At 62.4% G+C, this 11,625-nt stretch carries 10 protein-coding genes; 8 read left to right on the top strand and 2 right to left on the bottom strand.

From position 1 onward, the window contains the following. The first annotated feature begins 228 nt into the window (after positions 1–228). The 5 genes from RID11_RS17770 to RID11_RS17790 all read left to right on the top strand — a co-directional run bounded on the left by RID11_RS17770 (position 229) and on the right by RID11_RS17790 (position 7,508). On the top strand, positions 229–1,332 hold the full coding sequence (locus RID11_RS17770) for an ABC transporter ATP-binding protein (protein WP_050662959.1): 1,104 nt from the start codon (positions 229–231) through the stop codon (positions 1,330–1,332). Positions 1,333–1,455: 123 nt separating this feature from the next. Beyond that, complete coding sequence (locus tag RID11_RS17775) at positions 1,456–2,571, top strand: extracellular solute-binding protein (RefSeq protein ID WP_350141519.1); 1,116 nt, start codon at positions 1,456–1,458, stop codon at positions 2,569–2,571. Positions 2,572–2,674: 103 nt separating this feature from the next. Then, a complete protein-coding gene (locus RID11_RS17780; protein ID WP_350141520.1) occupies positions 2,675–4,342 on the top strand; it encodes an ABC transporter permease in 1,668 nt (555 codons plus the stop codon). 303 nt (positions 4,343–4,645) lie between these two features. Then, positions 4,646–5,785, top strand: a complete 1,140-nt coding sequence (locus RID11_RS17785; protein ID WP_350141522.1) for an ABC transporter permease — start codon at positions 4,646–4,648, stop codon at positions 5,783–5,785. A 103-nt stretch (positions 5,786–5,888) separates the two neighbouring features. Further along, entirely contained in the window at positions 5,889–7,508 is a 1,620-nt protein-coding gene (locus tag RID11_RS17790; RefSeq protein ID WP_350141524.1) for a GMC family oxidoreductase, read from the top strand. On the opposite strand, the gene RID11_RS17795 is transcribed toward RID11_RS17790, so the two are convergent. After that, positions 7,496–8,113 (bottom strand): TetR/AcrR family transcriptional regulator, encoded by a 618-nt coding sequence (locus RID11_RS17795; protein ID WP_350141526.1) that lies wholly within the window; start codon positions 8,111–8,113, stop codon positions 7,496–7,498. The two genes, RID11_RS17790 and RID11_RS17795, sit on opposite strands and share 13 nt — an antisense overlap. Positions 8,114–8,224: 111 nt before the next feature. Then, positions 8,225–8,389: a hypothetical protein gene (locus RID11_RS17800; protein ID WP_350141528.1), complete on the bottom strand. Its 165-nt coding sequence runs from the start codon at positions 8,387–8,389 to the stop codon at positions 8,225–8,227. A gap of 167 nt (positions 8,390–8,556) precedes the next feature. Here RID11_RS17800 and mbfA point away from each other — a divergent pair, with 167 nt between their 5' ends. The 3 genes from mbfA to RID11_RS17815 all read left to right on the top strand — a co-directional run bounded on the left by mbfA (position 8,557) and on the right by RID11_RS17815 (position 11,624). After that, complete coding sequence (gene mbfA, locus RID11_RS17805) at positions 8,557–9,534, top strand: iron exporter MbfA (RefSeq protein WP_350141530.1); 978 nt, start codon at positions 8,557–8,559, stop codon at positions 9,532–9,534. A 249-nt stretch (positions 9,535–9,783) separates the two neighbouring features. Beyond that, a complete protein-coding gene (locus RID11_RS17810; RefSeq protein WP_350141532.1) occupies positions 9,784–11,040 on the top strand; it encodes a PQQ-dependent sugar dehydrogenase in 1,257 nt (418 codons plus the stop codon). Beyond that, positions 11,040–11,624, top strand: coding sequence for a c-type cytochrome (locus RID11_RS17815; RefSeq protein ID WP_350141534.1), 585 nt, complete (start codon positions 11,040–11,042; stop codon positions 11,622–11,624). Before RID11_RS17810 ends, RID11_RS17815 begins: the two co-directional genes overlap by 1 nt. Position 11,625 lies beyond the last annotated feature (1 nt).

Here is an 11,625-nt window from a genome sequence, read left to right on the forward strand (position 1 = left end):
TAAACAATTCGCGCCGCAGGGCCGTCAGGGATCACTCTGACGGCCCTTGTTCTTGCGGCAAATCGAAGGACATTCGACTGAATTTGATGATCTTGCAGTCAATTTGACCTGTGATGCCGGGAATCTTGCAAAAAGGGTCGCTGTTCACTTGCATCACCGGAAATTTGGCGTTTTAGTCTTTGCCGAACGTGGAAAAATTCACGACGCATAAACAACAGGGAGCCTACGTTGGCTGATACCGGAAACAACGACGCGTTCGTTGCGTTTGAACGCGTGCAGAAGAGTTACGACGGCGAAACGCTCGTCGTGAAAGACCTCAACCTCTCGATGCCCAAGGGCGAGTTTCTGACCATGCTCGGGCCGTCGGGCTCCGGCAAGACCACCTGCCTGATGATGCTCGCGGGGTTTGAGACCGCCACCCATGGCGAGATCAAGCTCGACGGGGTCAGCATCAACAACATCCCGCCACACAAGCGCGGCATCGGCATGGTGTTTCAGAACTACGCGCTGTTCCCCCACATGACCATCGCCGAGAACCTCAGCTTTCCGCTCGAGGTGCGCAAGATCGGCAAGTCGGACCGCGAGGCCAAGGTCAAGCGCGCGCTCGAAATGGTCGAGATGGGCGATTTCGGCGGGCGGCGCCCGGCGCAGCTCTCGGGCGGTCAGCAGCAGCGCGTCGCCTTGGCGCGGGCGCTTGTGTTCGAGCCGGAACTGGTGCTGATGGACGAGCCGCTCGGCGCGCTCGACAAGCAGCTGCGCGAGAAGATGCAGTTCGAGATCACGCATCTTGCGCATGAGCTGGGCATCACCACCGTCTATGTCACCCATGATCAGACCGAGGCGCTGACCATGTCGGACCGGGTTGCGGTGTTCAACGATGGCAAGATCCAGCAACTCGCACCGCCGGACGAGCTCTATGAGAGCCCGCAAAACAGTTTCGTCGCGCAGTTCATCGGTGAGAACAACACCCTCGAAGGCACGGTGAAAGAGATCAAGAACGGTCTTGCGCTTGTACAACTCGACGATGGCGGGCTGATCGACGCCAAGCCCGTGAACGTGGAAAAACCCGGCGACCGCACGCTGATTTCGATCCGCCCCGAGCGGGTGGAATTCAACCGCGAACGCCTCAGCCCGGATGCCCATACGCTCAAGGCCGAGGTGGTCGAGTTCATCTACATGGGCGACATCTTCCGCACCCGGCTCCGGGTCGCCGGAACCGATGAATTCATCATCAAGACACGCAACGCCCCCGACCAACGCCGCCTGCAACCGGGCGAGCAGATCGAGATCGGCTGGCTGCCCGACGATTGCCGCGCGCTCGACGCGACATAAGCCATCAGGAATATTCGTGTCGACGTTCGGCGTCGGCGCGGGTTGAGAGAGGCCCCGGATGTTTCCACCCGTGACACAGGGCCCATTCACCAAAAACGGGACTAAAAAACTGGGAGTATGTTCATGAAACTCACTAAAACCCTGCTTGCAACGACGGCTCTGACCGTTGCGGCTGGCGCATCTGCAACCGCTCAGGACATGGCCGACAGCATGACGCTCGTGTCATGGGGCGGTGCCTATCAGGAAAGCCAGCAGAAGGCCTATGTCGAGCCCTACCTCGCCGACAATCCCGGCGTCAGCGCCACCTGGGACGAAAGCTCGGCCGAGGCCGTGGCCAAGCTGCGCGCGATGAACGAGGCGGGCAACGTGACCTGGGACCTGGTCGACGTGGTGGCCTCCGACGCGATGCGCCTGTGTGACGAAGGCCTCGCAATGGAGCTCGATCACGACGAGGTTCTGGCCGCGGCCCCCGATGGCACCGACGCCAGCGACGACTTCGGCGACCTGATCGTCAGCGATTGCTTCGTGCCGCAGATCGTCTATTCGACCACCTTCGGCTATCGCACCGACATGGTGCCCGAAGGCGTCGATGCGCCCGACAGCGTCTGCGACGTGTTCGACCTGGAAACCTATCCGGGCAAGCGCGCACTGCAAAAGCGTCCGATCGACAACATGGAATGGGCGCTCTACTGCGACGGCGTGGCCAAGGACGAGCTCTATGACGTTCTGGGCACCGACGAGGGCGTGGACCGCGCGCTTGCCAAGCTGGACACGATCAAGGATCAGGTTGTCTGGTGGTCGGCTGGTGCGGAAACCCCGCAGCTTCTGGCAGATGGCGAAGTCTTCATGGGTTCGACCTATAACGGGCGTCTGTTCTCGGCCATCGCCGAGCAGGATCAGCCGATCGGCATGATGTGGGACATGCAGTCCTTCGACCTTGACGGCTGGATCGTTCCCGCCGGTCTGCCCGAGGATCGTCTGGCACGTGTCATGGACTTCCTGAAGTTCGCGACCGACACGCAGCGTCTGGCCGATCAGGCCGCTTACATCTCCTACGGCCCGGCGCGCAATTCGTCGGCACCGCTGGTGGGTAAGCACGCCGAGTTGGGCATCGATATGGCTCCGCACATGCCAACCGATCCCAAGAACGCGACCAACGTCCACATCTACGACTATGAGTGGTGGGCGGATAACCGCGACGATCTGGACGCCAAGTTCCAGGCGTGGCTGGCGCAATAAGCGCGGCGATACGATCCGGGGGGGGCTGCGCGGCCCCCTCCACACCTGACCACCGGGCACAAGACCCAGGGTTCAATAACCAAATTTGTCCGACGGGGATGACATGAGCGATACCACCGACACCGGCCCGGTGCTTGCCGCAGACGGCACACCGCTAAAGCGCAGCCTGAGACGCGCCTTGCGCGCGCAGAAGATACGGGCGCTCGCGTTGATCGCGCCGCTGCTGATCTTCGTGCTGGTGGCCTTCATTGCCCCCATCGCGGACATGCTGTTCCGTTCCGTCGAAAACCAGATCGTCGGCAACACCGTGCCGATGACGGTCGAGGAACTGCGCGACTGGGACGGCAAAGAGGTGCCGGATGAGCAGGTCTTCCGCGCCATGTTCTTCGATCTGTTCCTGGCCTCCGAGGCCAAGGAGCACACCAAGCTGGGCAGCCGCCTGAACTATGAGGAAAGCGGCGTGTCGTCGCTCTTTCGCACCACCGGGCGCGACGTGGACGACATGGGCGAGGTGTTTCAGGACGCGCTCGAAGAGATCAGCCCCGAATTCGAAGAGGCGCAGGTCTGGTATGACATGATGTCGGGCGGCGACGGGGCCGAGGGCAACACGCGTCTGATGTCAAACCAGATCGGGCGGCTCGAGCAACTCGAGTCCAGCGCCTTCAAGGGCGATGCCGGTTTTGTCCCCGGTGCCGCGATTTCCGACATTCTGCCCAACACCGCGCGGGCCTATTCCGCCTTTGCCGCCTTCACCCATTTCGTGGACGAAGATGTCGTCGCAGAGGAAGAGCCGTGGGAGGCGGTCTATGCCGCACTTGCGCTGGATCTCGAAGATCCCGGAACGGCTGCGGCATTGGCGACCTATGACGGCCCCGGTGCGGACCTGCTGCGCCAGGCCGCTTCGGCCGACCTTCCGCAAGTCGATATGAAATCGGCGTTCATCGAGTCCAACAAGGACTGGAACCGCGTTGGATACTGGGAGGTGATCCACACCTATTCGCCGCCCTACACGACCGGCTATTTCCTCAATGCCGTAGACATGGAAAAGACCACCGAGGGCATCGCCCTGCGCGATGAGGACGAGCGCATCTACGGCATCCTCTTCAAGCGCACGATGTTCATGTCGATGGTCATCACGTTCAGCTGCATCGCGCTGGGATATCCGATTGCATGGATTCTCGCGAACTTGCCCGCCCGCACCGCGAACCTGTTGATGATCCTTGTTCTGCTGCCCTTCTGGACCTCTCTTCTGGTGCGCACCAGCGCATGGAAGATCATGCTTCAGCAGCAGGGGGTGATCAACGACACGCTGGTCTGGCTGGGCCTTGTCGCGGATGAAAGTCGTCTGGTAATGATCAACAACCAGTTCGGCACCATCGTGGCGATGACGCATATCCTGCTGCCCTTCATGATCCTGCCGATGTATTCGGTGATGCAGACCATTCCGCCCAGCTACCTGCGCGCGGCCAAGTCGCTTGGGGCCACCAACTGGACGGCGTTCTGGCGGGTCTATTTCCCGCAATCGGTGCCGGGCATCGGGGCGGGGTCGATCCTCGTCTTCATCCTCGCCATCGGCTATTACATCACGCCCGAGATCGTCGGCGGCACCACCGGCACGTTCATCTCGAACCGGATCGCCTATCACATCTCCTCGTCCCTGAACTGGGGTCTGGCGGCGGCACTCGGCTCGATCCTGCTGGCCGTGGTTCTGGTCCTCTACTGGGCCTATGACAAGATTGTCGGTATCGACAACGTGAAGCTGGGGGGCTGAGCCATGTATCGTTACAAACCCAGCATTACTATCGCTGTCCTGAGTGTTCTCGTATTTTTCGCAAAGATTGCAGCGGATTTGTATAATCGAGAACGTCTTGGTGAACTAATTCTATCACAGTTCACTCAAAGGGGCGGCGCAGATTTAGATCCTTTGCTCTTGCTTTCTGGTTACGGGGAACAAGTTGCATTTGCCCTTTTGGTTTTGGCGGTAGTTGTATTCACCGTCGACCACACCAAAAATGTCGCCCGGCCCGAGAACTCAAGTGCAACAGATGTAAGTGTCAAGCGTTTTGCTTTTTCGATGGTTGTGATCGCGGCGGCGGGCGGTTTTGCCGGGCTCTTCGTGGGCACCGCGCACGGGTCCAGCCTGATGGGCATCGTGATCGGTGCCGTGGCGCTGATGGCGCTGGCCTTCGTCGCCTTGCAGGTCCTCGGGCTCGACATGGAAAAGCCGGTCCGCTGGGGCATCGTCGCCCTCTTTACCGTCGTCGGCGTCCTGCTCGCAGGGGTCCCGGGCTTTGTGCTCGGGGTTCTCTCCGGCTGGTTCTTTTCGTGGTTCATCTACTGGATCGGCGAGGGGCGCTATCGCGCCAATCTCGCCCCCTACCTGACCGGCGGTCAGGTGCTGTGGCACTATGCCTTCCGCGTGCTTTGCGGGGCGATTTTCATCTTCCTGATCACCCCCATTCTCGTGGTCATGCCGCTCAGCTTCAACGCGCAGAACTTCTTCACCTTCACGCCGGAAATGCTGCGCTTCGACCCCGCAGGCTACAGCCTCAAGCATTACGAGGATTTCTTCACCTCGAGCGGCTGGCAGCAGGCGCTGCGCAACTCGCTGGCCATCGCACCGGTGGCGACGCTGCTGTCGGTCAGCTTCGGCACGCTGGCCGCCATCGGCCTGAGTTCCGAGCACGTGCCGTTCCGCCGGGCGATCATGGCGATCCTGATTTCGCCGATGATCGTGCCGCTGATCATCTCGGCGGCGGGAATGTATTTCTTCTACAGCCGGATCGGCCTTCAGGGCACCTATTTCGGTGTGGTGCTGGCGCACGCGGCACTTGGCATTCCCTTCGTGATCATCACCGTGACGGCCACGCTCGTGGGCTTTGACCGCTCGCTGACGCGCGCGGCGGCCAACATGGGCGCAGACCCGGTGACCACCTTCTTCCGGGTGCAGATGCCGCTCATCCTGCCCGGCGTGATCTCGGGTGGTCTCTTCGCCTTCATCACATCGTTTGACGAGGTTGTGGTGGTTCTCTTCGTCGGCTCGGCCAATCAGCAGACCCTGCCGTGGCGGATGTTCACCGGCCTGCGCGAACAGATTAGCCCAACCATTCTGGCGGTGGCGACGATCCTTGTGGCGATTTCCATCGTCCTTCTGGCGACGCTTGAAATGCTGCGCCGCCGGTCCGAGCGTCTGCGCGGGATGAGCCCGGGCTAAGACGCCCATCGACAGAGACAGCCAGAGCCCGGCGCATGACGTTGCGTCGGGCTTTTGCGTTCCCAGGCGTTCGGCATAGGCTCTGCCGCAGGAGGACGGGCAGATGCGCTATGATTACATCATCGTCGGCGGCGGCTCTGCCGGGTGCGTTCTGGCCGCTCGGCTGAGCGAAGACCCGTCAGTCACGGTGTGCCTGATCGAGGCGGGCGGTTCTGGCCGCGACATCCTGATACGCGCCCCCGCGCTCGTGGCGGCGATGGTGTCGGGGCGGCCCCGGCTCAACAATTGGGCGCTGAAAACGGTGCCGCAACCTGGCCTCAACGGGCGGCGCGGCTATCAGCCGCGCGGCCGCGCGCTTGGCGGGTCGAGCGCGATCAACGCCATGCTCTATTTGCGGGGTCATCCGCGCGATTACGATGAATGGGCGGGTCTCGGCTGTGATGGCTGGGACTGGCATAGCGTGCTGCCGTGGTTTCGGCGCGCCGAACGCAACGCGCGCCTCTCGGATGATCTGCACGGACAGGACGGCCCGCTTCAGGTGGCCGACCAGAACGCCCCGCGCGCCGTCTCGGAGGCGTTCCTCGCCGCCTGCGAAAGCCTGCAAATCCCCCGCAACGCCGATTTCAACGGGAACCGGCAGGAGGGGGCGGGTCTCTTTCAGGTGACGCAGTATTTCGACGGCCCCAAACGTGGCGAGCGGTGTTCGGTCGCGGCGGGCTATCTCTTTCCCGCCATGCGGCGCGCGAACCTGACCGTGATCCGTAATGCCGTGGCCGAGCGCGTGCTTCTCGACGGCAAGCGCGCCACCGGCCTGCGCTATCGCCACAAGGGCCGCGTGCAAGAGGTGCAGGCCACGCGCGACGTGATCCTCAGCAGCGGCGCGTTCGGCTCGCCGCATCTGTTGAAGCTCTCAGGGATCGGCCCGTCGGACGAATTGCAGGCCCATGGCATCACGCCGCGCCATGATCTGCCCGGCGTGGGTGAGAACCTTCAGGATCATCTCGACTACACCCTGCTGGAACGCTCTCACAGTGACGACGTGATAAGCCTCGATCCCAGGGGGCTGTGGCGGATGGCGCGGGCGGGACTGACTTGGCGCAAGACGGGGCAGGGCCATTTCACCACTCCTTATGGCGAGGCGGGGGCGTTCCTGCGCTCAAAGCCGGACCTCGACCGGCCAGACCTGCAATTGCATTTCGTGATCGGTGTGGTCGATGACCACATGCGCAAGCTGCATTTTCGGCCTGGCTACTCCTGCCATGTCTGCGTGCTGCGGCCCCATAGCCGGGGCCGCGTGACGCTACGCTCGGCGCGCGCAGCCGATGCACCGCTGATTGATCCCGCCTTCCTCAGCGACCCGCGCGACCTTGACCTGCTCAAGCGTGGTGCCCGGCGGATGGACGAGATCCTGCGCGCCGCTCCGCTCGCCACGTGGCGCAAGCGTCGGCTCTATCCCCATGATGGCAGCGATAGCGCGCTGGAAGCCGACATCCGCGCCCGCGCCGACACGATCTATCACCCGGTGGGCACCTGCGCGATGGGGCGGGGCGATATGGCGGTGGTCGATGGTCAGGGCCGGGTGCACGGCATGGAGGGGCTGCGCGTGGTCGACGCCTCCATCATGCCGCGTCTGATCGGCGGCAACACCAATGCGCCCACCGTCATGATCGCCGAAAAGATCGCCGGAGACATGATCGGGCGCGGGCCGGATCAGGCGCGGTAGCGCGCCAGGAACATCTCGACCGCGCCATTCACCACGCGCTCGATATCGGCCTCGGTAACCTCGCCGCACATGCCGCAGAGCGAGCGGATGAAGAGATCGCCCTTGCACAACTCGCCGAACTGGTTGGCGGCCAGATCCATGTCCTCGATCCGCAACACGCCCGCTTCGACATAGGGGGTCAGAACCATGCTCATGCGCTCGCGCACCAGCGCCGGGCCGGAGGCATAGAACCGCTTGCCAAGTTCCGGGAAGCGATGCGCCTCGGCCACGCAGATGCGGAACACCTGCTGGCCGAAATCCGACAGGAAGAAGTTCACGATCCGGCTTGCGGCTTCGTGCAGCACATGCTCGATCGGCGCGCCCTTGCCGATCACCTCCAGCGCCTCTTCTGCCTGACGATTGCATTCGACTCGCGCCACCTCGGAAAACAGCAGACGCTTGTCTGGGAAATAGCTGTAGAGCGTCGCCTTCGAGACCTGCGCCTCGCGCGCGATCTCATCGACGCTCGCGCCCTCAAACCCGTCACGCATGAAAATGCGCCGCGCCCCTTCGAGCACTTGATCGAACTTGCGCCCTTTTTTGATTTCCGCGGCCGGTGCCGACATTAAACCCCTCCAGACAGGTCTGGACAGTGTAGTCGGGCAGGGCGGATATCCGCAAGCATATCTGCGTGCGAGGCGGGGGTGCGGGCCGCTGGGTCAGCGGCCCGACAAAATTTACTTGGCGATTCCGCCCTGATCCTTGGTGACCGGTTGCGGTGCGGGGTCCGGATCGGGGTAGGTGAGGGTCGGGGTCAGACTGCTCGCGTCAACGCTGAAGGCCAGAGCCGGTGAGGCGGCCAGAGAGACGGCAAGTACTAAGGCGGTCAGGATCGGTTTCATGATCAACTCCATAACTGAACTAATCGGTTCACCTAATATCTAAACAGTTCAGTTTAGAAATCAAGCGCGAAGTGAACAAAGTAGTTTACTTTATGCAGTCGAGACTTTGACCATTGAATATTCTGCCCGCCTGAGTACATTAGAATCATTCTAAAAGTAGGTCCGCCATGATTCCCGGTTTCTCCTCCCGCCGCCGCTTCAGGGATTTGTCCGAGCAGGAAATCCTCGCTCTCGCGATCTCGTCCGAGGAAGACGACGCGCGTATCTATCGCTCCTATGCTGAGATGCTGCGCGCCGATTATCCCGACACCGCCGCCATGTTCGATGGCATGGCGCATGAGGAAGACGGCCACCGCCAACGCCTGATCGAGTTGCATCGCAGCCGGTTCGGCGAGGTGATTCCGCTGATCCGCCGCGAACATGTGGCAGGCTTCTATGCCCGCCGCCCGATCTGGCTGGTGGAAAACCTCGGGATCGAGCGGATCCGCGACGAGGCCGAGGCGATGGAACGCGACGCCGAAACCTTCTATCTCAAGGCCGCTCAGCACAGCAGCGACGCCGCCACCCGCAAGCTGTTGGGCGATCTCGCCGCCGCCGAGGCGGGCCACCAGACCCGCGCCGAAGAGTTGCAGCAAGAGCACCTGAGCGGCGACGCCCGCGATGCCGAAGAGCGCACCTCCAAGCGGCAATTCTTGCTGACATGGGTGCAGCCGGGCCTCGCCGGTCTGATGGACGGCTCGGTCTCGACGCTCGCGCCGATCTTTGCCACCGCCTTCGCCACGCAGGACACCTGGACCACCTTTCTCGTCGGGCTTGCGGCCAGTGTCGGTGCGGGCATTTCCATGGGCTTCACCGAGGCCGCCAGCGATGATGGAGAGCTTTCGGGGCGCGGCAGCCCGTTCAAGCGGGGCCTTGCCTCGGGCGTGATGACCACCGTGGGCGGTCTCGGCCACGCGCTGCCCTATCTCATCCCGGATTTCTGGACCGCCACGATCATCGCCTTTGTCGTCGTCTTCATCGAACTCTGGGCAATTGCGTGGATTCAGAACAAATACATGGAAACGCCGTTCTTCCGCGCGGCGTTCCAAGTTGTTCTCGGCGGGGCATTGGTCTTCGCGGCGGGCGTTCTGATCGGCAGCGGCTAGCGCGTCACGGCTCCAATCGGGCCACGTCCGACCCCCTCCTTTTGTCTGTGTCGGATCGCCGCAGCAATCCCTTGCGCTTTAGGGAAACTGCGGTAGGCTCTCGGCTTGTGAATGCAACGTAAGCGGTATTCGCGACCGGTGTGCGAAGGGGAGAGCGCGCGCCACTTCAGCGTTGTGAGATCACATGCTGAAGATCGGCCTGCCGGTGATCCGGCGGTCAGACATACAGACGTATCAGGGAGGAACCATATGAAACATCTGCTGTCATCCATCGCAACGCTCGCCCTCACCGCCGGTCTGGCGCAGGGTCAGGCGGCAAACGTGCCGGACAATCTCGACAAGCTGTCGAATTTCCAGACCACCGGCGTCACCGAGTTCACCTTCATCGAGCAGGGCGGCGACTATGCCGAGGGGATCAAGGCCTCGCTCGACAAGGTCACGCTTCCCGACGGCTTCAAGATCGAGCTATACGCCGTGGTGCCCGATGCCCGCCACATGGCGGTGGGCCCGCAGGGCATCGTGACCTTCGTCGGCACCCGCAAAGACAAGGTCTGGTCGGTCACCGACCGCAACAAGGATCGCGTCGCCGACGAGGTCAAGGATTTTGCGCCCTCGCTGCAATTCTCGATCCCCAACGGCCCCTGCTTCTCGCCCGACGGGTTTCTCTATATCGCCGAGCAGAACCGCGTTCTGCTCTTCCCCGCCGCCGAATTCTTTTACGAAAGCCCCGACGTGGCGGCATTCAACCTCGTGGCCAAGGGCGATCTGATCCCCGAGGACGAGGAAAGCTTCAACCACACCGCGCGGGTCTGCGATATCGGGCCGGATGGCAAGATCTACATCTCGCTTGGTCAGCCGTTCAACGTGGCCCCCAAGGACAAGCTCGAAAAATATAAAAAATGGGGCATCGGCGGCATCATTCGGATGAATACCGACGGCACCGGCCGCGAGGTCTATACCCACGGGGTGCGCAACTCGGTCGGGCAGGATTTCCATCCCGAAACCGGTGAGCTGTGGTGGACCGATAATCAGGTCGACGGCATGGGCGACGATATCCCGCCCGGTGAATTGAACCGCCAGACCGAGATGGGCCAGCATTTCGGCCACCCGTGGTTCGGCGGCGGCGATGTGCGCACCAACGAGTACAAGGGCGAAGAGGTGCCCGTCGATGTGGTGATGCCCGCCGTCGAAACGATCGCCCACGCCGCCGATCTCGGCATGGCGTTCTACACCGGCAACATGTTTCCCGACCATTACAAGAACGCCATCTTCTCGGCGCAGCATGGCTCGTGGAACCGCACCGATCCGGTGGGCGCGCGCGTCATGGTCACCCATATCGACGACGAGGGCAACGCCACGATGGAACCCTTTGCCGAGGGCTGGCTGACCGAGGATGGTGAATACCTTGGGCGGCCGGTCGATGTGGCGCAGCTGCGCGATGGCTCAATCCTCGTGTCCGACGATCTCGCGGGCGCGCTCTACCGGATCTCCTACGAGGGCAATTGATGCGACAGATGATGTTGCTGGCACTGGGCGGGGTTTTCCTCGCCCAGATGTCCTATGCCCAGGATGTGACGGGCGATCCGCAGGCCGGGCGCAAGCTGGCCATGCAGTGCCGCACCTGTCACGGTATCGAGGGACATGCGAAAATGCCCATCGTGCCGCATATCGGCGGCGAGAACCCAGCCTATATCGAGCATCAGCTGACCGCTTTTCGCGACGGCCAGCGCGTGCATGAAATGATGAGCGTGGTGGCGCGCAGCCTGAGCGATCAGGCGATTGCCGATCTCGCGGCGTGGTACAGCGCGCAGGAACCGGTGGCCACGCTTGGCCCGGGACAGGACCCCGCGAACGCGCCCGAGGCCTGTATCGCCTGCCACGGTGCGGATGGCATCGCGCAGATCGAGGATGCACCCAATCTGGCGGGCGAGACGGTGATGTATATCGACACCCAGCTCAAGGCTTTCCGCACTGGCAAGCGCACCCATGAGGTGATGAGCCCCATCGCCGCCGAGATGACCAATGATGAGATCCGCGCGGTGGCCGAGTGGTATTCCTCGGTCAGGTTCGAGGTGAAGCCTGCGCAATGAC

Source organism: Roseovarius sp. (assembly GCF_040219995.1).
Lineage (GTDB): Bacteria > Pseudomonadota > Alphaproteobacteria > Rhodobacterales > Rhodobacteraceae > Roseovarius.

Bases quoted from the DNA above. Each gene is read 5' to 3' on its own strand.
- RID11_RS17775 (WP_350141519.1), top strand. From the start codon at position 1,456: ATGAAACTCACTAAAACCCTGCTTGCAACGACGGCTCTGACCGTTGCG.
- RID11_RS17780 (WP_350141520.1), top strand. From the start codon at position 2,675: ATGAGCGATACCACCGACACCGGCCCGGTGCTTGCCGCAGACGGCACA.
- RID11_RS17785 (WP_350141522.1), top strand. From the start codon at position 4,646: ATGGTTGTGATCGCGGCGGCGGGCGGTTTTGCCGGGCTCTTCGTGGGC.
- RID11_RS17790 (WP_350141524.1), top strand. From the start codon at position 5,889: ATGCGCTATGATTACATCATCGTCGGCGGCGGCTCTGCCGGGTGCGTT.
- RID11_RS17795 (WP_350141526.1), bottom strand. From the start codon at position 8,113: ATGTCGGCACCGGCCGCGGAAATCAAAAAAGGGCGCAAGTTCGATCAA.
- RID11_RS17800 (WP_350141528.1), bottom strand. From the start codon at position 8,389: ATGAAACCGATCCTGACCGCCTTAGTACTTGCCGTCTCTCTGGCCGCC.
- mbfA (WP_350141530.1), top strand. From the start codon at position 8,557: ATGATTCCCGGTTTCTCCTCCCGCCGCCGCTTCAGGGATTTGTCCGAG.
- RID11_RS17810 (WP_350141532.1), top strand. From the start codon at position 9,784: ATGAAACATCTGCTGTCATCCATCGCAACGCTCGCCCTCACCGCCGGT.
- RID11_RS17815 (WP_350141534.1), top strand. From the start codon at position 11,040: ATGCGACAGATGATGTTGCTGGCACTGGGCGGGGTTTTCCTCGCCCAG.